Below are 21,850 nucleotides of genomic sequence, written 5' to 3'. Positions count from 1 at the left end.
GAGACCTCCATGCACTTCAAGAAACTCGCCGCTACCGCCACACTACTGATCTGCGCTTTGCCGGCCGTCAGCCAGGCCCGTGACACCGCCGTGTACCTGCCATTCGACCAAGCCGTCGCCGAAGCCACCCGCAGCGGCAAAATCGACGGCAGCGTGAAGTTCTACCTGGCGGGCAATGCCCCTGCCGGCAAGGTTACCGTCCTCAGCGCCGGCGCCGTGACCAACAAGAAAACCAACGCCTTCAACAAGTCCGATGAAGTGGCCTGCGAATGGGTCGCGCAATCGGCAATCATCAGCCTGCACCAGGCAGCGAAAAGCGCCGGCGCGAATGCGGTGACCAACATCGTCAGTTTCTACAAGAGCATCGAGCGCAAGGACCCCAAGACTTATGAATGCCACGCGGGCGCGATCATGGCCGGGGTTGCGTTGAAGGGGGATTTGGCGAAGGTTCAGTAACACCCGACAGCTGTGGGAGCGGGCTTGCTCGCGAAAGCGGTCATTCATTCAACATTGATGTCGACTGACACGCCGCTTTCGCGAGCAAGCTCGCTCCCACAGTGGATCTGCGTGGTGACCACTTTCCATGCAATGCAACAGAACGGGCTTGCTCGCGAATGCGGCGAAGCCATCACGCTTTTGACGGTTCAACCTTACGCGTCAACAACTCGACAAACGCCTTGGCCATCGGCGACTTCTGATCCTTGCGCTGCACCAGCCACACCGCCGACACGGCCGCCGAATCGAGCAATGGCCGATACACCACGCCATCAATGCGCATCCGCTGGTACGACGCGGGCAGCACCGACACCCCTAATCCCGCCGCCACCAGGCCAATGATCGTCATCGCCTCCCCCGCCTCTTGCGCGAAGTGCGGGCTGAAGCCGGCGTCTCGCGCCAGGCTGAGCAGTTGCGCGTACAGGCCGCTGCCGTAACTGCGTGGGAAAAACACGAACGGCTCGGGGGCCAATGCCGACAGGAACAGGCCGTTTTCGCTGGCATTGACCAGTGGATGCTTGGAACTGAGCACCGCCACCAGCGGTTCGCGCATCAATTCCACCACGCTCAACGAATCCGGCAGACCCAGCGGCCGCATGATGCCGACTTCAATCGACTCATCCACCAGCGCATCGGCCACTTGGGTGCTGCTCATCTCCCGCAGGTTCAAATGCACCGCCGGGAAGCGCTGGCGAAAAGAGAAAATCGCCTGGGGAATGGTCGAGTTGAACGGTGCCGAGGACGTGAAGCCGATTTTCAGCTCACCCAACTCACCAAGCTGCGCGCGCCGGGCCACATCGGCAGCCTTGTCGACCTGCGCCAGCACCAATCGCACCTCTTGCAGAAACAAGCGACCCGCTTCGCTCAATTCGACCCGACGATTGGTTCGCTCGAACAATCGGGCACCGACTTCCTGTTCCAGCGCCTGAATCTGCTGGCTCAACGGCGGCTGCGAGATGCCCAGCACCTGAGCGGCGCGGCCGAAGTGCAGTTCCTCGGCAACGGCGATGAAGTAGCGCAGGTGACGCAATTCCATGAAAACTCCATTAGGTCGTAAAACGTCTTAAACAGGTCGAACAATATATTGGATTGAATCGTTAGCCAGCTATATGCTTTTTTCATTGCCTGACCGGCTGCGCCCTCCGAGGTCCGAAGTGAAAACTGCTGTCGCCCCACTTGCCCATGAAGTTCCACCCGCTGCGGTGGACGATGTCGTCGCGGAGCTGAAAGAGATCTACATCGAGAAAGGCACACCGATGTTTATGCGCACGGTATTGGCGCTGTTCTCTGGCGGTTTCGCGACCTTCGCTTTGCTCTACTGCGTGCAGCCGATGATGCCGCTGCTGTCGCACGAGTACTCGATCAACGCCGCGCAGAGCAGCCTGATCCTCTCGGTCGCCACCGGCATGCTCGCAATCGGTCTGCTGATCACGGGGCCGATTTCCGACCGCGTCGGGCGCAAACCGGTGATGGTTGCAGCCCTGTTCGCCGCCGCGCTGTGCACCATGGCCAGCGCGATGATGCCGAGCTGGGAAGGCGTATTGATCATGCGCGCGTTGATCGGGTTATCGCTGAGCGGTTTGGCGGCGGTCGCCATGACGTACCTGAGCGAAGAGATTCATCCGCAGCACATCGGCCTGGCGATGGGTTTGTACATCGGCGGCAACGCGATTGGTGGCATGAGCGGGCGTTTGATCACCGGGGTGTTGATCGACTTCGTCAGTTGGCACACGGCGATGCTGGTGATCGGTGGCCTGGCGCTGATGGCGGCGACGGTGTTCTGGAAAATCCTCCCGGAATCGCGCAACTTCCGCTCCCGCTCGCTGCACCCGCGCAGCCTGATTGATGGCTTCACCATGCACTTTCGCGACGCCGGCCTGCCGCTGCTGTTTCTCGAAGCGTTCGTGTTGATGGGCGCGTTTGTCACGCTGTTCAACTACATCGGCTATCGCCTGCTGGCCGAGCCGTATCACCTGGATCAGGTGTTTGTCGGGTTGCTGTCGGTGGTGTACCTGTCGGGCATCTACAGCTCGGCGAAAATCGGCTCGCTGGCGGACAAACTGGGACGGCGCAAAGTGCTTTGGGCGACCATCGTGCTGATGCTTGCAGGCCTGGCGTTGACGATGTTCACGCCGCTGCCGGTGGTGATTGTCGGCATGCTGATCTTCACCTTCGGCTTCTTCGGCGCGCATTCGGTGGCCAGCAGCTGGATCGGCCGTCGCGCACTCAAGGCCAAGGGACAGGCGTCGTCGCTTTATCTGTTCAGCTATTACGCCGGATCGAGCATTGCCGGGACGGCGGGAGGGGTGTTCTGGCACATGGGCGGGTGGAACGGGATCGGGTTGTTCATTGGCGGATTGTTGGTGATTGCGCTGTTGGTGGCGTTGAAACTGGCGAAGTTGCCGCCATTAGGCAATGTGAAGGCCTGACAAAAAAACCTGTGGGAGCGGGCTTGCTCGCGAAAGCGGTGTAACAGTCAATGTTGATGTCGACCGACACACCGCTTTCGCGAGCAAGCCCGCTCCCACATTGACCGTGTACGGCTCCCTGACCCACAAAAAAACGCCCGGCATAAGCCGGGCGTTTTTTATTGCGCGACGATCACTCGTGATACTGCGCCGACAACTCATGCACCGCGCGCAGGAACGCACCCGCATGTTCCGGATCGACTTCCGGGGTGATGCCATGGCCGAGGTTGAACACGTGGCCGCTGCCCTTGCCGTAGCTGGCGAGGATGCGCCCGACTTCGGTGCGGATGGCTTCGGGCTTGGCGTACAGCACCGTCGGGTCCATGTTGCCTTGCAGCGCGACTTTGTTGCCGACGCGGTCACGGGCGTTGCCGATGTCGCAGGTCCAGTCCAGGCCTAATGCGTCAGCCCCGGCGTCGGCGATGCTTTCCAGCCACAGGCCGCCGTTTTTGGTGAACAGGATGACCGGCACTTTGCGGCCCTCGTGTTCGCGGATCAGCCCGCCGACGATTTTGCGCATGTAGGCCAGGGAGAATTCCTGGTACGCCGCCGCCGAGAGATTGCCGCCCCAGGTGTCGAAGATCTGCACCGCTTGCGCACCGGCCATGATCTGCCCGTTGAGGTAGCTGGTGACCGACTGCGCGAGTTTATCCAGCAACAGGTGCATGGCTTGCGGGTTGTCGTAGAGCATGGCCTTGGTCTTGCGGAAGTCTTTCGACGAGCCGCCTTCGACCATGTAGGTCGCCAGTGTCCACGGGCTGCCCGAGAAGCCGATCAGCGGCACGCGGCCGTTCAGTTCGCGGCGGATGGTGCTGACCGCGTCCATGACGTAGCCGAGGTCTTTGTGCGGATCAGGAATCGGCAGGGCTTCGATGTCGGCCAGGGTGCTGACGACTTTCTTGAAGCGCGGGCCTTCACCGGTTTCGAAGTACAGGCCCTGGCCCATGGCGTCCGGAATGGTGAGGATGTCGGAGAAGAGAATCGCCGCGTCCAGTTGCGGGTAGCGGTCGAGCGGTTGCATCGTGACTTCGCAAGCGAACTCCGGGTTCATGCACAGGCTCATGAAGTCACCGGCGTGGGCACGGCTGGCGCGGTATTCAGGCAGGTAGCGACCGGCCTGACGCATCATCCATACCGGCGTGACGTCTACGGGTTGCTTGAGCAGGGCGCGAAGGAAACGGTCGTTCTTCAGGGCAGTCATGTCGGCATCCGGAAAAAAAGTGCGGGCATTTTCTCAGAGCGCGACGCAAAAGGCACGGCAAGCGCCGCACCTTTTGTCTATCGGGTCAATTTGTCGCGGGGAAAACCGGTTTTCGCAACTCCACAAACCATTGTGGGAGCTGGCTTGCCTGCGATGCAGACACCTCGGTTTGTCAGTTAGGCCGAGGTGATGCTATCGCTGGCAAGCCAGCTCCCACAGGTATTGCATTTCAATCAGGTGGAACGGGTTTAGACGCCCAGGTAATCCAGGATCCCTTCGGCGGCATTGCGGCCTTCGAAGATGGCCGTTACCACCAGGTCGGAACCACGAACCATATCGCCACCGGCGAAGATTTTCGGGTTGCTGGTCTGGTGCTTGTACTGGCCTTGTTCCGGGGCCACAACGCGGCCCTGGCTGTCGGTCTGGATGCTGTGCTGTTCGAACCACGACGCCGGGCTTGGGCGGAAACCGAAGGCGATGACCACGGCGTCGGCCGGGATGATCTCCTCGGAACCCGGAATCGGCTCAGGGCTGCGACGGCCACGGGCGTCCGGCTCGCCGAGACGGGTCTCGACCACTTTCACGCCTTCAACCTTGTCTTCGCCGACGATGGCGATCGGCTGGCGGTTGTAGAGGAATTTCACCCCTTCTTCCTTGGCGTTCTTCACCTCTTTGCGCGAGCCCGGCATGTTGGCTTCGTCACGACGATAGGCACAGGTCACCGATTTGGCGCCCTGGCGAATCGACGTACGGTTGCAGTCCATCGCCGTGTCGCCGCCGCCCAGTACCACGACTTTCTTGCCTTTCATGTCGACGAAATCTTCCGGCGACTTTTCAAAGCCCAGGTTGCGGTTGACGTTGGCGATCAGGAAGTCGAGCGCGTCATGCACGCCCGGCAGGTCCTCACCGGCAAAGCCGCCCTTCATGTAGGTGTAGGTGCCCATGCCCATGAACACGGCATCGTATTCTTCAAGCAGTTGCTCGACGGTCACGTCCTTGCCCACTTCGGTGTTCAGGCGGAACTCGATGCCCATGCCGGTGAAGACTTCGCGACGATTGCTCAGCACGGTCTTTTCCAGCTTGAACTCCGGGATACCGAAGGTCAGCAAGCCACCGATTTCCGGGTTCTTGTCGAACACCACCGGAGCCACGCCACCGCGCACCAGCACGTCGGCACAACCCAGACCGGCCGGGCCGGCACCGATGATCGCGACACGCTTGCCGGTCGGCTTGACCTTGGACATGTCCGGGCGCCAGCCCATGGCGAACGCGGTGTCGGTGATGTACTTCTCGACCGAACCGATGGTCACCGCGCCGAAGCCGTCGTTGAGGGTACAGGCACCCTCGCACAGACGATCCTGCGGGCACACCCGGCCGCACACTTCCGGCAGGGTGTTGGTCTGGTGCGACAGCTCGGCGGCCTGGAGGATGTTGCCCTCGGCCACCAGCTTCAGCCAGTTGGGAATGAAGTTGTGCACCGGGCACTTCCATTCGCAATACGGGTTACCGCAACCCAGGCAGCGGTGGGCCTGATCGGCCGAATGCTGGGGTTTGAACGGTTCGTAGATTTCCACGAACTCTTTCTTGCGTTGACGCAACAGTTTCTTCTTCGGATCTTTGCGCCCGACGTCGATGAACTGGAAGTCGTTATTCAGACGTTCAGCCATTGTTAAAACCTCATCAAACTCTTCAGGCGCATATCACTGCGGGTTGGCACGGGTGCTGGAAAGCAACGATTTCAGGTTGGCAGCCTTTGGCTTGACCAGCCAGAAACGGCGCAGGTAGTCGTCGAGGTTTTCAGCGAGGTTACGACCCCATTCGCTGTCGGTTTCCGTGACGTATTCGTCCAGAACGCGTTGCAGGTGGCTGCGATAGGCTTCCATCGCTTCGCCGCTGATCCGCTGGATTTCCACCAGTTCGTGGTTGACCCGGTCAACGAAGGTGTTGTCCTGGTCGAGCACGTAGGCGAAACCACCGGTCATGCCTGAGCCGAAGTTGTAACCGGTCTTGCCCAAGACGCAGACGAAACCACCGGTCATGTATTCGCAGCAGTGATCGCCGGTGCCTTCAACCACGGTGTGAGCACCGGAGTTACGCACGGCAAAACGCTCGCCTGCGGTGCCAGCGGCGAACAGCTTGCCACCGGTGGCGCCGTACAGGCAGGTGTTGCCGATGATGGCACTGTCCTGAGTCTTGTAGACGCTGCCCTTCGGCGGAACGATGACCAGTTTGCCGCCGGTCATGCCTTTGCCGACGTAGTCGTTGGCGTCGCCTTCCAGGTACATGTTCAGGCCGCCGGCGTTCCACACACCGAAGCTCTGACCGGCCGTCCCTTTGAAGCGGAAGGTGATCGGCGCGTTCGCCATGCCTTGGTTGCCGTGCTTGCGGGCGATTTCACCGGAGATCCGCGCGCCGATGGAACGGTCGCAGTTGCAGATATCCAGCGCGAAATCGGCGCCGCTCATGTCGTTGATGGCCGAGGTGGCCATGTCGACCATTTTCTCGGCCAGCAGGCCTTTGTCGAACGGCGGGTTGCGCTCGACCTGGCAGAACTGCGGCTTGTCGGCCGGGATGTGATCGCTGCCGAGCAACGGCGTCAGGTCCAGGTGTTGCTGCTTGGCGGTCTGGCCTTCGAGAACTTCCAGCAGATCGGTACGCCCGATCAGCTCTTCGAGGGAGCGCACGCCCAGCTTGGCCAGCCACTCACGGGTTTCTTCGGCGACGTAGGTGAAGAAGTTGATCACCATGTCGACGGTGCCGATGTAGTGGTCCTTGCGCAGCTTCTCGTTCTGCGTCGCGACGCCAGTGGCGCAGTTGTTCAGGTGGCAGATGCGCAGGTATTTGCAACCCAGCGCGATCATCGGCGCGGTGCCGAAACCGAAGCTTTCAGCGCCGAGGATCGCGGCCTTGATCACGTCGAGGCCGGTTTTCAGACCGCCGTCGGTCTGCACCCGGACCTTGCCGCGCAGGTCGTTGCCGCGCAGGGTCTGGTGGGTTTCGGCCAGGCCGAGTTCCCACGGTGCGCCCGCGTATTTGATCGAGGTCAGCGGCGATGCGCCGGTGCCGCCGTCGTAGCCGGAGATGGTGATCAAGTCCGCGTAGGCCTTGGCCACACCGGCGGCGATGGTGCCGACGCCCGCTTCCGCGACCAGCTTCACCGAGACCAGCGCCTTCGGGTTGACTTGTTTGAGGTCGAAAATCAGCTGCGACAAATCTTCAATCGAATAGATGTCGTGGTGCGGTGGCGGCGAAATCAGGGTCACGCCCGGCACTGCGTAACGCAGCTTGGCGATCAGCCCGTTGACCTTGCCGCCAGGCAACTGGCCACCTTCGCCGGGCTTGGCGCCCTGGGCGACTTTGATTTGCAGCACTTCAGCGTTGACCAGGTATTCCGGGGTCACCCCGAAGCGACCCGTCGCGACTTGCTTGATTTTCGAGCTTTTGATGGTGCCGTAGCGCGCCGGGTCTTCGCCGCCTTCGCCGGAGTTGGAACGCGCACCGAGGCGGTTCATGGCTTCGGCCAGGGCTTCGTGAGCTTCCGGTGACAGGGCGCCCAACGAGATGCCCGCCGAGTCGAAGCGCTTGAGCACCGACTCCAGCGGTTCGATCTCGCTGATGTCCAGCGGCGTGTCCAGGGTCTTGACCTTGAACAGGTCGCGGATCATCGACACCGGACGGTTGTCCACCAGCGCCGTGTATTCCTTGAACTTGCTGTAGTCGCCCTGCTGCACAGCGGCTTGCAGGGTGTTGACCACGTCCGGGTTGTACGCGTGATATTCGCCACCGTGGACGAACTTCAGCAAACCACCTTGCTGGATCGGCTTGCGCGGGCTCCAGGCTTCGGCGGCCAGGGCTTTCTGCTCGGCTTCGATGTCGACGAAACGCGCCCCCTTGATGCGGCTCGGCACACCACGGAAGCTCAGCTCGCAGACTTCTTCGGACAGGCCGATGGCTTCGAACAACTGCGCACCGCGATACGAGGTGATGGTCGAAATGCCCATCTTCGACAGGATCTTCAGCAAACCTTTGGTGATGCCTTTGCGGTAGTTCTTGAACACCTCATACAGGTCGCCCAGCACTTCACCGGTCCGGATCAGGTCGCCCAGCACTTCGTAGGCCAGGAACGGGTAGACCGCCGAGGCACCGAAGCCGATCAGCACCGCAAAGTGATGCGGGTCGCGAGCGGTGGCGGTTTCCACGAGGATGTTGGAGTCGCAGCGCAGGCCTTTTTCGGTCAGGCGGTGGTGCACCGCGCCAGTGGCCAAGGAGGCGTGGATCGGCAATTTGCCCGGAGCAATGTGACGGTCACTCAGCACAACCTGGGTACGACCGGCGCGCACGGCTTCTTCAGCCTGATCGGCGACGTTGCGGATCGCCGCTTCGAGGCCGATGCTTTCGTCGTAGTTGAGGTCGATGATCGCGCGTTCGAAGCCCGGACGATCGAGGTTCATCAGCGAGCGCCACTTGGCCGGAGAAATGACCGGCGAGCTGAGGATCACGCGCGAAGCGTGTTCCGGCGACTCCTGGAAGATATTGCGCTCGGCACCGAGGCAGATCTCCAGCGACATGACGATGGCTTCACGCAACGGGTCGATCGGCGGGTTGGTGACCTGCGCGAATTGCTGACGGAAATAGTCGTACGGCGTACGCACGCGCTGGGACAGCACGGCCATCGGCGTATCGTCGCCCATCGAGCCCACGGCTTCGTAGCCTTGTTCGCCGAGCGGACGCAGCACCTGGTCGCGCTCTTCGAACGTGACCTGGTACATCTTCATGTATTGCTTGAGCTGATCGACGTCGTAAAATGCCGAACCGTGGTCGTTGTCTTCCATGGTCGCCTGGATGCGCAGGGCATTCTTGCGCAGCCATTGCTTGTACGGATGACGGGACTTCAGGCGGTTGTCGATGGCGTCGGTGTCGAGGATCTGGCCGGTTTCGGTGTCCACGGCAAAGATCTGGCCCGGGCCGACACGGCCCTTGGCAATCACGTCTTCAGGCTGGTAGTTCCAGACACCGATTTCCGAGGCGAGGGTGATAAAACCGTTTTTGGTGGTGACCCAACGCGCCGGACGCAGACCGTTACGGTCGAGCAGGCAGACCGCGTAGCGACCGTCGGTCATGACCACGCCGGCCGGGCCGTCCCACGGTTCCATGTGCATCGAGTTGTATTCGTAGAACGCCCGCAGATCCGGGTCCATGGTCTCGACGTTCTGCCACGCAGGCGGGATGATCATCCGCACGCCACGGAACAGGTCGATGCCACCGGTGACCATCAACTCGAGCATGTTGTCCATGCTGGAGGAGTCGGAACCGACGCGGTTGACCAGCGGCCCGAGTTCTTCGAGATCAGGCATCAGGTCGTTGGCGAACTTGGTGCGACGGGCCACGGCCCAGTTGCGGTTGCCGGTGATGGTGTTGATCTCGCCGTTGTGCGCCAGGAAGCGGAACGGTTGCGCCAGCGGCCATTTCGGCAGGGTGTTGGTCGAGAAGCGCTGGTGGAACACGCAGATTGCGGTTTGCAGGCGCTGGTCGCTGAGGTCTGGATAGAAGGCGGTCAAATCCGCCGGCATCATCAGGCCTTTATAAATGATGGTCTTGTGCGAAAAGCTGCAGATGTAGTGGTCGGTGTCGACAGCGTTGGCCACGGACGAACGACGACGGGAGCTGAACAGCTTGATCGCCATCTCCTGATCGCTCAGGCCTTCGCCACCGATGAACACCTGTTCGATCTGCGGCAGGCGCTCAAGGGCCAGGCGGCCGAGGACGCTGGTATCGATGGGCACTTTGCGCCAGCCGACGAGCGTCAGGCCGGCAGCCAGGATCTCGCGATTCATGTTTTCGCGAGCGGCCTGGGCTTTGACCGGGTCCTGATTGAAGAAGACCATGCCCACGGCATATTGCTTGGGCAGTTCGACGCCGAAGGTTTCCTGGGCGATGGCTCGCAGGAACACGTCCGGCTTCTGAATCAGCAGACCGCAACCGTCACCGGTCTTGCCGTCAGCATTAATCCCACCGCGGTGGGTCATGCAGGTCAGGGCCTCGATGGCCGTTTGCAAAAGGGTATGACTGGGTTCGCCCTGCATATGGGCTATCAGGCCGAAACCGCAGTTATCCTTGAATTCATCTGGTTGGTACAGACCTGCTTTCATAGACACTTTCTCACCAGGCTGCCTCTTACCGAGGCAAATTTCTTTTCAATTCAACCACTTACCATCCGCGCTGAACGTACGCCAGCTTAGCGGGGGCAAAAGGGAGGTCATTGTACACACCGACACAGGGGCTCACAAATTTGACGACGAACTGTCGCAAATCTATGTCGCATTTGTGAAAGGTTTAAAGCGATCTGCTGTGCTAGTCAAAACTTTTTTAATTTTGACCGCTACGACTCAAAGACTACTGTGACGCAGACACCACAAGGTACGCGGCCTTGAGGGTCGCGCGCGCTTGCAGAAATTTTGAGGTGCCGGGAGAGGCGGCCTGGGTAAGGCCGCCGAATCTTCAGCGAGTTGTTGCCAGTTCCTGTTGGACGCTGGCGACAGTGCGAGGCCAAGGTTTACCAGCCTGAACCTTCGCTGGCAAGGCCTTGATGGCGGTAACGGCTGCATCGCGATTGGCGAAGTTACCGTAAGTGATGACGTAAAGCGGCTTGCCGTTGAGGACTTTCTTGAAGTAGCGGTACTCGCCGCCCTGCTCTTTCACGAAGTTTTGCGCGGTCGCTTCAGAGCTGGTGCCGAGGATCTGCACCACATAGTTGCTCGTTGGCTGACCGGCATACCAGGTGCCACCCGCACCCTTGGCAGGGGCGGCTGGTTTTTCGGCAGGTTTGGCGGTCGCTACGGCGGCAGGTTTCGCGGGCGCTGGCGCTGGCGCCGGCTTCACTGCAGGCGCAACCGGGACTGGCTTGGCCGTCGCGACCTGCGTCGGCGCAGGCGTCGGCACAGGCGTTGGTTTGGCGGCTGGCGTCGGCGCCGGACCAGGCTGAATACCGGCCGGCGGCGCAGTGGTGGTCACGGTGGGTGGCGTGGCGCTGGAGCCTTCGACTGGCACGCCGTCGTCGCCTTCGGTGATGCCACCGGCCGCTTCGGCGAGAGGACCGCGCATGACCGGTTGCGAGTTGCCGACCAGCGGCAATGGCATCGGTTGCGAGTTACCGGCGAATTCGACGGAAGGCGCGCCGCCGCTATTGGGTTGTGGCGTGCCCTGACCCAGCGGCAGTTGTGCCTGTTCATTGGCAGGTGCGCCAGTGGTCGGTGCTTTGCTGCGACCCGGCATCAACCAGGCGGCGGCTACCGCGACCACGACAACGGCGGAAATCGCCAATACGTGTTTCTTCGGCATGTTGAACCCCATACTTGGACGCTTTACCGCAGAGCGGCTGGCAATCATTGCTTCGATCATTGCATCGCGGGCGACCTGGTTGATGTTGCCAGGCCAACCGTCAGAGCTTTCGTGAATATCAGAGATCTGATCGGCGGTGAAAAGTTCGACACCCTGCCCGGCACCTTCGAGGCGCTGAACCAGATATTCGCGGGTTTCCTCTTCGGTGTACGGCTGCAGTTCGATGACGTGAAAGCGCTCTTCCTCAAGGCTCAGCGCCTCCAGTTGAGCGATCAGCGAAGACTCGCCGAACAGGAACACGTGCGGGCGACCTTCCGGTGCACCGGCGGCCAGCGCCATCAAGGCTTCCAGCGCGGATTCGTCGAGTTGCTCGGCATCATCCACCAGCAAGTAGACTTCCTGGCCGGTCAGCGCGAGTTGCACCACTTGAGCCAGAATCGCGCCGATCTCGGCCTGGGCGACGTTCAGCGACTGCGCCACCTGGCGCAAAATGCCGGACGCATCGCCGGCGCCACGGGCGGAAACCACCACGCTCTGCACCGATTGCTTGTTGGTGCTGGCCACCAGGGCCTGGCGCAACAGGGTCTTGCCACTGCCTTGCGGGCCGGTAACCACCAGCAGCAACTGACTGTAACGCGCCAGATGATGCAGCTGCCCCAGCACGGGTTTGCGCTGGGCCGGGAAGAATTTGAAGCCAGGCACCCGTGGAGCAAAAGGGTCATGACTTAACTGGTAATGGCCGAGGAAAGCCTCGTCGGCGTGCAAACTAGTCATCGGAATCTTATTAACCTTTAAGCTGAGCCAGGGCGCGGTAATCCGCTCCCAGCGTGGCCTGTAGAACCTCTTTCGGATAATCGTCGGTCACCACCGCTTCGCCCATGTGGCGCAGCAGCACCAGGCGCAAACGACCGTCGATCACTTTCTTGTCAATTGCCATGTGTTCGAGAAAATCGGCTTCGGTCATCTCTTCAGGCGGGATGACCGGCAGGCCGGCACGCTGGAACAGGCGAATGCCGCGATCGCGCTCTTGTTCGCTGATCCAGCCCAGTCGCGCGGACATTTCCAATGCCATTACGGTGCCAGCAGCCACCGCTTCACCATGTAGCCAGACACCATAGCCCATGTGAGTTTCGATGGCGTGGCCGAAGGTATGGCCCAGATTAAGCGTGGCGCGCACCCCCGTTTCCTTTTCGTCGGCACCGACGACCTCGGCCTTGGCCTCGCAGGACCGCTTGATCGCGTATGTCAGGGCGACCTGGTCGAGGGCGCGCAGGCGCTCGACGTTTTCTTCGAGCCAGCTCAGGAACGGCTCGTCGCAGATCAGCCCGTATTTGATGACTTCGGCCAGCCCGGCTGACAACTCGCGGGGCGGCAAGGTATTGAGCGAGGCGGTGTCGATGAGCACCACGTTCGGCTGATAGAAGGCGCCGACCATGTTCTTGCCCAACGGATGATTGATCCCGGTCTTGCCGCCCACCGAAGAGTCGACTTGCGACAGCAGCGTGGTCGGCACCTGGATGAAATCAACACCGCGCTGGTAGCAAGCCGCAGCAAAACCGGCCATGTCGCCAATCACACCGCCGCCGAGGGCGATCACGGTGGTGCGGCGGTCGTGCCGGGCGGTCAGCAAACCGTCGAAAATCAGTTGCAGGGTTTCCCAGGTCTTGAAGGCTTCGCCGTCCGGCAGCACCACGGAAATCACCGAAAATTGCGCGAGGCTGCGGGTCAGACGTTCGAGGTAGAGCGGTGCAACAGTCTCGTTGGAGATGATCGCTACTTGCCGTCCGCGAATGTGCGGGGCCAGCAGCTCAGGCTGATCCAACAAACCTTCGCCAATATGAATCGGGTAGCTGCGCTCGCCTAGATCGACCTTGAGTGTCTGCATGTGTCCCCACAGTGAAGATGAATCAGGCGTCCTGCCTTGAGTTAACGAATGTCCACGGTGCCTGCTGATGCGACGCCGGTTGATAGCCATCTGCCACAGCCCTGAGCGGCCATGACAGGACGCCGAGGATAGCGCATTTCGCGCTGCGCTTTAACGGGGAGGTAGCTGTTGCAAGCGCTCGAGGATATCGAGCACGACCATTCGCGGCGGCCGCTCATCGGTTTCGACCACCAGATCGGCAATCTCGCGGTAGAGCGGATCGCGGATCGCCAGCAGATCCCGCAGGGTCTTGGCCGGGTCGGCGGTACGCAGCAACGGCCGATTGCGATCGCGCGCCGTGCGTCCGACCTGTTGTTCGACAGAGGCGTGCAGGTAAACCACCCGACCACCGGCGTGCAGCGCCCGACGATTGGCCTCGCGCATGACCGCACCGCCACCCGTCGCCAGCACCACGCCGTCGCAGGCGCACAGCTCTTCGATCATCGCTTGCTCGCGATCACGAAAGCCGGGCTCACCTTCCTTATCGAAGATCCACGGGATATTGGCGCCCGTGCGCAATTCAATTTCCTTATCGGAATCTTTGAACGGCAGGCGCAGCTCTTTGGCCAGCAACCGGCCGATGGTGCTTTTTCCAGCCCCCATCGGTCCAACAAGAATCAAATTTCGCACAGAATCAATGACTCACAGCAATCGCCTGGTTGTTCATGATACGCGGAGTGAGAAATACCAGCAGCTCGGATTTTTTCTCCGAAACCACGTCACGCCGGAAAAGGCGGCCAAGATACGGCACATCACCGAGAAATGGCACCTTATCTACAACCTTGCTCTGAGTATTTGAGAAAACCCCACCAATCACGATGGTCTCGCCATCGTTGACCAGGACCTTGGCGTTGACCTCGTTTTTCTTGATCGGCGGTACATCCTGCACCTTGTTCAGGTAGTCCGGCTCATCCTTGGTGACCTTGACCTCCATGATGATGCGGTTGTCCGGAGTGATCTGTGGCGTCACTTCCAGCGACAGCGAGGCTTCCTTGAAAGATACCGACGTAGCGCCGCTGGAGCTCGCTTCCTGATATGGAATCTCGGTGCCTTTGAGGATCTTTGCGGTTTCCTTGTCGGACGTGACCACCTTGGGCTGCGAGACGATTTCGCCGTTACCGGTCTTCTCCATCGCCGTCAGTTCAAGGTCCAGCAACACATTGTCCGTGATGAAGGCGATGCCGATCCCCGACGTATTGCCAGCCGTGCCCATGTCGACGAACGGTGAGTTGGTGCTGGTGCTGCCCGGAGTGCCGATGGTGGTCGACGAACCGTTGCTGACCCCGGAGGTGTTCCAGTTGCCCTTGTTCTGCACCGAGCCGCCCCAGCGCACGCCCAGGCTTTTGTCGTAGTCGACGTTGGCTTCGACGATTCGCGCTTCGATCATCACCTGGCGCACCGGAATATCCAGCTGCGCGACAATCCGCCGAAGCTCGTCGAGCCGGTCCTGAGTCTGATAGGCAATGATGTTGTTGGTGCGGTCATCGACCGTGATCGAGCCGCGCTCGTCGGCTTTGGCCTCGGCACTGGTCACCGAGGTGAACAGTTTGGCGATGTCGGCGGCTTTGGCGTAGTTGACCTGCAACAGTTCGCGCCGCAGCGGCGCCAGTTCGGCAATTTGTTTCTGTGATTCCAGCTCCTGGCGCTCGCGCGCGGCGATTTCATCCGCCGGAGCGACCAGCAGGACGTTGCCAATCTTGCGCTTGTCCAGACCTTTGGTTTTCAGCACCAGGTCCAGCGCCTGATCCCACGGCACATTCTGCAAGCGCAAGGTAATGCCACCCTGCACCGTGTCGCTGGCCACCAGGTTGAGGTTGGTGAAGTCGGCGATCAGTTGCAGTACCGAACGCACATCGATGTCCTGAAAATTCAGCGACAGCTTTTCCCCGGTGTAGGCAAAGCGCTCGGCGTTACGCTTTTGCAAGTCGTCAACGGTCATCGGACGAATGCTGACGGTCAGCTTGTTGTCGGTCTGGTAGGTCGAATAATCGAAAGCGCCGCTGGGTTCGATACTGATCGTGGCCCGATCACCCGTGGCGCTGGCGTTGACGAACTGCACCGGGGTGGCGAAATCCTTGACGTCCAGACGCACCCGCAACTTCTCGGGCAACTGCGTCCGGGCAAAACCGAGGATTATTTTGCCGTCGCGCTCCTGGATGTCCGGCGCGATGGAAGGGTCTGACAGGTCGATCACCACATTGCCTTCACCCTGGGTGCCGCGTTGGAAATCGACACCACGAATGCCTTTGCTCACAGGCGCGTAGGTTTTTGCCGGCGCCGGCGTTGCAACCGCGGCGCGAGGGGCGCTGGCCGGTTTCATCGCTTTGCTATTGGCGCCTTGCCCGACGACCACCAGCAGATTGTTGCCTTCAACCCTTGCGCTGTAGGGCGTCAATTGCGTCAGGTTGATGATCAGTCGCGTACGATCCTTGGCTTCCACCACCGTGGCGCTGCGGGCATTGCCGCCGCCCAGATCGCGGTTCTTGTTCGCCAACTGGCTGGCCACGCCAGGCAGGTCGAGCGCAATCCGCGCCGGCTGCTCGGTCGTATAACCCCGGGGTTCCGGTGGCGGTGCATCGAAAGACAACTTCAACTCGACACGGTCACCCGGCAGCGCTGCAACATCCAGCGCTTTGAGGTTGGCCGCTTGCACCATCGGCGACAACAACGCTATCCATAGCGAGATACCGAGGGTTGAGAAAATCCTGTTCATTATTCGAGTTCCACTATGAGTGCTCTTTCAAAGGGATGGTCCTTGGTCGTTCCAGCCAGGCGCCCTCGCCATCGGGAACGATTTCGACCACATCGACTTGTGAGCCGCTGATGGCGACGATCCGACCATAGTTGCGCCCCAGATAATCGCCGACTTTCAGCCGATGCACGCCGCCCGCCCCGCGCAATAGCGCAAAGGAGCCACCTGCATTGGAGATCGTGCCGACCATTTCAAACTGCTCGATGTTGAAACCTTCGAGGTACTGTTTGACCCGGCTGGGGTCGGGTTTGACGTTGCGCGAACCGCGCTTCTGGCCGGCCAGATCAATCCGCACCTGCCGCGAGAAAGGGCTGCGCAGGTTGGCGGCGTTGTAGGTGAATGTTGGGTAAGACCGGAATGTCGGCGTTGGTTCAATCTTGCCGGGCGGTCGCAGGCGCACTTCGTTCATGTAAGCGTCGAGGTCGCTGAAGTCATTGCCCCCACCACAACCGCCCAGACCGACAAACAACAGCACCATCGACAAGCAACGAAGCGGGCTCATTTTTGCAGCCCCTTGTCGTTGTAGCGGTAGGTCTTGGCCAGGATGCTCATGCGCAGCTTCTGCCCGCCCTCGGGGTTGGCCGGGGCGAGGTCGAAATCATGCAGGGTGACAATCCGGGGCAGCCCGGCCACGCCGCTGACAAAAGTCGCCAGGTCGTGATAGGCGCCGGTCACGGTGATCTGGATCGGCAGCTCGATATAGAACTGCTGGGTAACCTCCGGCAGCAATTTGATCTCTTCGAACTCCAGCCCGCTGCCGAGCCCGGTGCGGGTGATGTCCTCCAGCAAACCCGGCACCTCGGTATCGCTGGGCAGTTGGCGCAACAGCACGCCGAAGGAATTCTCCATTTCCTTCATCTGCTGGGTGTAGAGCTCCAGGTTGGCCGCCAACCGCGCCTTGGAGGCGAATTGCTCCTTGAGCGTCGATTCTTCCTCGCCCTTCAACGCCAGCTGATCTTGCAGATCGCTGAGGTAGAACGTGTACCCCAGCGCCAGCACCAGCACCATCAGCAAAGCCCCCACCACCGCCTTGATCGCCGGCGGCCAGGAACCGATGTTGCTGGTGTCCAGATCGTTGATATCGATGTTGCGCAGCCCTTCGAACCACTCGGACGGCCTCATTTGTCGTCCCCCGTGGCCGTGGGCTGAGTCTGGCGAACGGTCAACTGGAAAACGTTGGCCTGATCCAGCTGGCCGGCGGTGGTCGCCTTGACCTCAGTGAGGCTGGGCGCGTCGAACCAGTCGGACGCATCAAGGTTGCGCATCAGGTCGGAAACACGGTTGTTGGACTCCGCCGCGCCAGTGATCGACAGGGTTTTGCCGACCATTTTCACTTCGGTGAAATACACCCCTTCCGGTAACGTGCGCGCCAACTGATCAAAAATCCGCCCGCTGATCTGCCGGTTCCCTTGCAGGTCCTGGATGATGCGCATGCGCTCGACCAGTTGCTGACGACGAGCCTTCAGATCGCTGATCTGCTTGATTCGCTCATCGACCAGGGCAATTTGTTTGCCGATGTAATCGTTGCGAGCGACTTGCCGGTCGATGGCGCTGCCAATCACCTGGTCCGCGATCAATATCGCCCCCACGGAACCTGCCAGAACGCCGATCAGCGCAAGAAAAAAGCGCTTGCGGCGTTGTTCACGCAGTTCTTCACGCCAGGGTAAAAGGTTGATCCGCGCCATCAGTCGAAACTCCTGAGGGCCAGACCACAGGCAATCATCAGTGCTGGCGCATCGCTGGCCAGGGCGCCGGCATTGACCTTGTTGCTCAGGGCCATGTCGGCAAACGGATTGGCAACCTGGGTCGGCGTGCCCAGCCGCTGCTCGATCAACCGGTCAAGCCCCGGCACCGACGCCGTGCCACCGGCCAGCAGGATGTGATCGACCGCGTTGTACTGGCCGGAGGCAAAGAAGAACTGCAACGAACGCGAGACTTGCTGCACCAGCGCATCGCGAAAGGGTTGCAGGACTTCGCTGACGTAATCGTCCGGCAAGCCGCCCTGTTTTTTCGCCAGCCCGGCCTGTTCGATGGTCAGCCCGTAACGTCGCTGGATCTCTTCCGTGAGTTGGCGACCGCCGAACAGTTGTTCGCGGGTGTAGATGATCCGCCCGTTGTAGAGCACGCTCAGGGTGGTCATGGTGGCGCCGATGTCGACAACGGCGACCGTCAGGCGCTCCTGTGACGCGGCCAGATGACTCGACAGCAGGCCGAACGAGCGCTCCAGCGCATAGGCTTCGACGTCTACCACCCGTGCGGTCAGGCCGGCCAGTGCCAGCGCCGCCTCACGAACTTCGACGTTTTCCTTGCGACAGGCGGCCAGCAGCACATTGACCCGCTCTGGGTTGCGCACCGACTCGCCCTGGACTTCGAAATCGATGGCGACTTCGTCCAGTGGATAGGGAATGTATTGATCGGCCTCGATCTTCAGCTGGTTTTCCATCTCGTCGTCGGAAAGACCGGCGTCCATCTCGATGGTCTTGGTGATGACCGCCGAACCTGCCACGGCCACGGCGACGTTTCTGAGGCTGGTTCGGGCCTTTTGCAGCACACGGGTGAGTGCCTGGCCCACGCCTTCGAGTTCGGCGATATTTTTCTCGACCACAGCGTTCGCTGGCAGCGGTTCGACGGCATAAGCCTCGACCCGATACCGGTCGCCCTGCCGGCTCAGCTCCAGCAGCTTTACCGACGTGGAGCTGATATCGATCCCCAAAAGCGTGTTGGCCTTTTTATTGAAGAGTCCTAGCACTACCAATTCCCTATGACTATCCGTGAGTTACGGACTCTGTAATATCCATTGCGTTCAATCACCCCGTCTTGACAGAAGCGCAAATGACGCTCACCACGGAAAAATGCTTATAATGCCCAGCGTTTTTTTCCGCTTTTTATTGCAAGCGCGGGTTGTTCTCTGTAATCCGGACCCCTGACGCCTCATTCATTCTTTGCCCTGGATGTCCAAAAGCCTTGATTCGTCTGCTGAAATTTTTCGGTTGGTCCATCGTCGCCGTTTTCTGCGGACTGCTCTTAGGTCTCAGTGGCGCCTATCTTTACCTTAGTCCGGGATTGCCGTCCGTGGAGGCTCTGAGAAGCATCCAGTTGCAGATTCCGTTGCGGGTCTACAGCAGCGACAACAAGTTGATCGCAGAATTTGGCGAAATGCGCCGCACACCGATCCGTTTCGCCGACATTCCCCCCAACTTCATAAATGCGTTACTAAGTGCTGAAGATGATAATTTCGCCAACCATTACGGCGTCGACCCGAGCAGCCTGATGCGTGCCGCCACTCAGTTGGTAAAAAGCGGACACATTCAGTCCGGCGGCAGCACCATCACCATGCAGGTGGCGAAGAACTTCTTCCTGACCAGCGAACGCAGCTTCTCGCGCAAAACCACCGAAATTCTGTTGGCCCTGCAGATCGAACGGCAACTGACCAAGGACGAGATCCTTGAGCTGTACGTCAACAAGATCTACCTGGGTAACCGCGCCTACGGCATCGAAGCCGCCGCGCAGGTTTACTACGGCAAGTCGATTCGTGATGTCTCTCTCGCGCAGATGGCGATGATCGCCGGCCTGCCAAAAGCCCCATCGCGCTTCAACCCGCTGGCCAACCCGGCGCGCAGTAAAGAACGTCGCGACTGGATCCTTGGGCGCATGTACAAGCTCGGAAAGATCACCGAAGCCGACTACACCACTGCAATCAACGAACCTCTGAACGCCAGCTATCACGTGCCGACGCCGGAAGTTAATGCGCCGTACATCGCTGAAATGGCCCGCGCCGAGATGGTCGGCCGCTATGGCAGCGATGCCTACACCGAAGGTTTCCGCGTCACCACAACGGCGCCGAGCAACTTGCAGGAAATGGCCAACTCCGCCGTCCACGAAGGCTTGATGACCTACGACCAGCGGCACGGCTATCGCGGTCCTGAATCGCGCCTGCCAGGCAAGACTCGCGAGGCGTGGGCCACCGAGCTGACCAAGCAGCGCACCATCAGCGGCCTGGAGCCCGCCATCGTCACCCAGGTCGACAAAACGGGCCTGCAAGTGATGACCCGCACCGGCGACGAACATGTCGGCTGGGACAGCATGAAATGGGCGCGCCCGTTCCTGAACACCAACAGCATGGGCGCCAATCCGAAGCAACCGGCGGACGTGGCGCAAGTCGGCGATCTGATTCGCGTGCAGCGCCAGCCGGACAATTCGCTGAAATTCAGCCAGATCCCGCAGGCGCAGGCAGCGCTGGTGTCGCTTGATCCGCAGAACGGTGCCATCCGCTCGCTGGTCGGTGGTTTTGCCTTCGAGCAGAGCAATTACAACCGCGCCATGCAGGCCAAGCGCCAACCGGGCTCGAGCTTCAAACCGTTCGTCTACAGCGCGGCGCTGGATAACGGCTACACCGCCGCCACGCTGGTAAACGACGCGCCGATCGTGTTTGTCGACGAATACCTGGACAAGGTCTGGCGACCGAAGAACGACACCAATACCTTCCTTGGGCCGATTCGTTTGCGCGAAGGCTTGTACAAGTCGCGCAACCTGGTGTCGATCCGCCTGGTGCAGGCGCTGGGCGTCGACCGCACCATCGACTACATCAGCAAGTTCGGCTTCAACAAGCAGGACCTGCCGCGCAACCTGTCCCTCGCCTTGGGCACTGCGACCCTCACGCCCATGGAAATCGCCACCGGCTGGAGCACCTTCGCCAACGGCGGCTACAAGATCACGCCGTACATCATCGACAAGATCGAAAGCCGCAACGGCGACACGCTGTTCGTCGCCAACCCGCCGAGCGTGCCGCAGGGCGACGCCGCCAGCAGCGGCATCGCCGCACCGGCCGCGCAGACGTTCACGGTCAACCCCCCGCCGGGCGAAGCGGCGACCGCACCCGGCACCGCGCCGCAAACGCCAGCCGTGGCCGAGCGCATTGTCGATGGCCGCACCACTTTCATCCTCAACAGCATGCTGGAGGACGTGATCAAGCTCGGCACCGGTCGTCGCGCACTGGCGATGGGGCGCAGCGACATCGCGGGCAAGACCGGTACAACCAACGAATCCAAGGATGCGTGGTTCTCCGGTTATAACGCTGATTACGTGACCACGGTCTGGACCGGTTTCGACCAACCCGAAAGCCTGGGCAAACGCGAGTTCGGCGGCACAGTGGCGCTGCCGATCTGGATGAACTACATGTCGGCGGCGCTGAAAGACAAGCCGCCACACACCCAGCCAGAGCCGGAAGGCATCCTCAGCCTGCGGGTCGATCCGATCAGCGGTCGCGCGGCCAGCCCGGGCACGCCGGGCGCTTACTTCGAGCTGTTCAAGTCGGAAGATACGCCACCGTCGGTGAATGAGCTGGGCAACGGCACTGCGCCGGGTAGCCCGCTGCCAGCGGATGAAGCGGCGCCGATCGATTTGTTCTGATCGCTTAGCAGCGAAAAGCCCCGCCTTCGAGAGAAGCGCGGGGCTTTTTGTTGCCTCATATTTTGTGTTGGCTGAACCGGCCTCTTCGCGAGCAAGCCCGCTCCCACAGGGAATACATTTCAATGTGGGAGCATTGTGGGGCTTTTGTTGCCTCATATTTTGTGTTGGCTGAACCGGCCTCTTCGCGAGCAAGCCCGCTCCCACAGGGAATGCATTTCAATGTTGGGGGGGGGGTGGTCGCGAAGAGGCCCGGTGTGGCGCTG

The 21,850-nt window shown here is 60.7% G+C and carries 15 protein-coding genes; 3 read left to right on the top strand and 12 right to left on the bottom strand.

Translation table 11 applies throughout. The annotated features are described in order from the left end of the window. Nucleotides 1-9 precede the first annotated feature (9 nt). Nucleotides 10-456, top strand: a complete 447-nt coding sequence (locus ACQKP4_RS12045) for an excinuclease (protein ID WP_427633348.1) — start codon at nt 10-12, stop codon at nt 454-456. Between the two features lie 172 nt (nt 457-628). Here ACQKP4_RS12045 and ACQKP4_RS12040 read toward each other — a convergent pair whose 3' ends face one another. Beyond that, on the bottom strand, nt 629-1,531 hold the full coding sequence (locus ACQKP4_RS12040; RefSeq protein ID WP_427633346.1) for a LysR substrate-binding domain-containing protein: 903 nt from the start codon (nt 1,529-1,531) through the stop codon (nt 629-631). A gap of 166 nt (nt 1,532-1,697) precedes the next feature. Between ACQKP4_RS12040 and ACQKP4_RS12035 the strand changes: the two genes are divergently transcribed. Then, nucleotides 1,698-2,924 (top strand): MFS transporter, encoded by a 1,227-nt coding sequence (locus ACQKP4_RS12035; RefSeq protein WP_427633407.1) that lies wholly within the window; start codon nt 1,698-1,700, stop codon nt 2,922-2,924. Between the two features lie 172 nt (nt 2,925-3,096). Here ACQKP4_RS12035 and hemE read toward each other — a convergent pair whose 3' ends face one another. The 11 genes from hemE to ACQKP4_RS11980 all read right to left on the bottom strand — a co-directional run bounded on the left by hemE (nt 3,097) and on the right by ACQKP4_RS11980 (nt 18,927). Beyond that, a complete protein-coding gene (hemE, locus tag ACQKP4_RS12030; RefSeq protein WP_427633344.1) occupies nt 3,097-4,164 on the bottom strand; it encodes a uroporphyrinogen decarboxylase in 1,068 nt (355 codons plus the stop codon). A 248-nt stretch (nt 4,165-4,412) separates the two neighbouring features. Next, a complete protein-coding gene (locus tag ACQKP4_RS12025) occupies nt 4,413-5,831 on the bottom strand; it encodes an FAD-dependent oxidoreductase (RefSeq protein WP_427633342.1) in 1,419 nt (472 codons plus the stop codon). Nucleotides 5,832-5,864: 33 nt separating this feature from the next. Beyond that, nucleotides 5,865-10,313, bottom strand: a complete 4,449-nt coding sequence (gene gltB / locus ACQKP4_RS12020; RefSeq protein WP_427633340.1) for a glutamate synthase large subunit — start codon at nt 10,311-10,313, stop codon at nt 5,865-5,867. 349 nt (nt 10,314-10,662) lie between these two features. Then, a complete protein-coding gene (locus ACQKP4_RS12015; RefSeq protein ID WP_427633338.1) occupies nt 10,663-12,276 on the bottom strand; it encodes an AAA family ATPase in 1,614 nt (537 codons plus the stop codon). A 10-nt stretch (nt 12,277-12,286) separates the two neighbouring features. Continuing rightward, a complete protein-coding gene (gene aroB / locus ACQKP4_RS12010; RefSeq protein WP_427633336.1) occupies nt 12,287-13,387 on the bottom strand; it encodes a 3-dehydroquinate synthase in 1,101 nt (366 codons plus the stop codon). Between the two features lie 150 nt (nt 13,388-13,537). Then, the gene (gene aroK, locus ACQKP4_RS12005) at nt 13,538-14,056 is read right to left on the bottom strand and encodes a shikimate kinase AroK (RefSeq protein WP_201192108.1); all 519 of its coding nucleotides are present in this window, start codon (nt 14,054-14,056) and stop codon (nt 13,538-13,540) included. Nucleotides 14,057-14,060: 4 nt separating this feature from the next. Beyond that, complete coding sequence (gene pilQ, locus ACQKP4_RS12000) at nt 14,061-16,139, bottom strand: type IV pilus secretin PilQ (RefSeq protein WP_427633333.1); 2,079 nt, start codon at nt 16,137-16,139, stop codon at nt 14,061-14,063. A 13-nt stretch (nt 16,140-16,152) separates the two neighbouring features. Continuing rightward, a complete protein-coding gene (locus tag ACQKP4_RS11995; protein WP_427633332.1) occupies nt 16,153-16,680 on the bottom strand; it encodes a pilus assembly protein PilP in 528 nt (175 codons plus the stop codon). After that, nucleotides 16,677-17,300, bottom strand: a complete 624-nt coding sequence (gene pilO, locus ACQKP4_RS11990; protein ID WP_427633330.1) for a type 4a pilus biogenesis protein PilO — start codon at nt 17,298-17,300, stop codon at nt 16,677-16,679. The genes ACQKP4_RS11995 and pilO overlap by 4 nt, the downstream gene beginning before the upstream one ends. Further along, on the bottom strand, nt 17,297-17,863 hold the full coding sequence (locus ACQKP4_RS11985; RefSeq protein ID WP_427633328.1) for a PilN domain-containing protein: 567 nt from the start codon (nt 17,861-17,863) through the stop codon (nt 17,297-17,299). Before ACQKP4_RS11985 ends, pilO begins: the two co-directional genes overlap by 4 nt. After that, nucleotides 17,863-18,927 carry a pilus assembly protein PilM gene (locus ACQKP4_RS11980; RefSeq protein WP_427633326.1) on the bottom strand — a complete coding sequence of 355 codons (1,065 nt, stop codon included), beginning with the start codon at nt 18,925-18,927 and terminating at the stop codon, nt 17,863-17,865. Before ACQKP4_RS11980 ends, ACQKP4_RS11985 begins: the two co-directional genes overlap by 1 nt. A gap of 218 nt (nt 18,928-19,145) precedes the next feature. On the opposite strand from ACQKP4_RS11980, the gene ACQKP4_RS11975 reads away from it, so the two are divergent. Then, nucleotides 19,146-21,587 (top strand): penicillin-binding protein 1A, encoded by a 2,442-nt coding sequence (locus ACQKP4_RS11975; RefSeq protein WP_427633405.1) that lies wholly within the window; start codon nt 19,146-19,148, stop codon nt 21,585-21,587. Nucleotides 21,588-21,850: the final 263 nt, after the last annotated feature.

This window comes from Pseudomonas sp. NPDC086278, from assembly GCF_050280905.1.
Classification (GTDB): domain Bacteria; phylum Pseudomonadota; class Gammaproteobacteria; order Pseudomonadales; family Pseudomonadaceae; genus Aquipseudomonas.
The sequence above is the reverse complement of the archived record's forward strand: the minus strand, read 5'-3'. Positions and strand labels throughout refer to the sequence as shown.

What these genes read in the sequence shown, in the direction of transcription:
- ACQKP4_RS12040 (WP_427633346.1), bottom strand. Translation starts at nt 1,531, where the DNA reads ATGGAATTGCGTCACCTGCGCTACTTCATCGCCGTTGCCGAGGAACTG.
- ACQKP4_RS12025 (WP_427633342.1), bottom strand. Translation starts at nt 5,831, where the DNA reads ATGGCTGAACGTCTGAATAACGACTTCCAGTTCATCGACGTCGGGCGC.
- ACQKP4_RS11995 (WP_427633332.1), bottom strand. Translation starts at nt 16,680, where the DNA reads ATGAGCCCGCTTCGTTGCTTGTCGATGGTGCTGTTGTTTGTCGGTCTG.
- ACQKP4_RS11985 (WP_427633328.1), bottom strand. Translation starts at nt 17,863, where the DNA reads ATGGCGCGGATCAACCTTTTACCCTGGCGTGAAGAACTGCGTGAACAA.
- gltB (WP_427633340.1), bottom strand. Translation starts at nt 10,313, where the DNA reads ATGAAAGCAGGTCTGTACCAACCAGATGAATTCAAGGATAACTGCGGT.
- hemE (WP_427633344.1), bottom strand. Translation starts at nt 4,164, where the DNA reads ATGACTGCCCTGAAGAACGACCGTTTCCTTCGCGCCCTGCTCAAGCAA.
- pilO (WP_427633330.1), bottom strand. Translation starts at nt 17,300, where the DNA reads ATGAGGCCGTCCGAGTGGTTCGAAGGGCTGCGCAACATCGATATCAAC.
- pilQ (WP_427633333.1), bottom strand. Translation starts at nt 16,139, where the DNA reads ATGAACAGGATTTTCTCAACCCTCGGTATCTCGCTATGGATAGCGTTG.
- aroB (WP_427633336.1), bottom strand. Translation starts at nt 13,387, where the DNA reads ATGCAGACACTCAAGGTCGATCTAGGCGAGCGCAGCTACCCGATTCAT.
- ACQKP4_RS12015 (WP_427633338.1), bottom strand. Translation starts at nt 12,276, where the DNA reads ATGACTAGTTTGCACGCCGACGAGGCTTTCCTCGGCCATTACCAGTTA.
- ACQKP4_RS12045 (WP_427633348.1), top strand. Translation starts at nt 10, where the DNA reads ATGCACTTCAAGAAACTCGCCGCTACCGCCACACTACTGATCTGCGCT.